Here is a 248-nt window from a genome sequence, read left to right as displayed (position 1 = left end):
AACTTGCTATGGTCATCAAGCTTTGACTTGTATGGGCTGCGCGCTCATGCGCGTCGCCCGGAATCTGGAAGAAGGAGTAAAGACTGGGGTAATGAAGTTGTATCAACGAACGTTACAACGCACTTCTTATTCACCACAACCTGCTAAGGTTATAGGGACAAGCCGTACGGGCAATTAGTATCAGTTAGCTTAATGCATTACTGCACTTCCACACCTGACCTATCAACGTCCTGGTCTCGAACGACCCT

General features: G+C 48.0%; 1 rRNA gene. It reads right to left on the bottom strand.

What is annotated here, in order from left to right:
- Nucleotides 1-153 precede the first annotated feature (153 nt).
- A 23S ribosomal RNA gene (locus tag H3H39_RS28685) occupies nucleotides 154-248 on the bottom strand; the annotation flags it as partial.

This window comes from Rugamonas apoptosis, assembly GCF_014042355.1.
In the GTDB taxonomy this organism is placed as follows: Bacteria; Pseudomonadota; Gammaproteobacteria; order Burkholderiales; family Burkholderiaceae_D; genus Rugamonas; species Rugamonas apoptosis.
The sequence above is the reverse complement of the archived record's forward strand: the minus strand, read 5'-3'. Positions and strand labels throughout refer to the sequence as shown.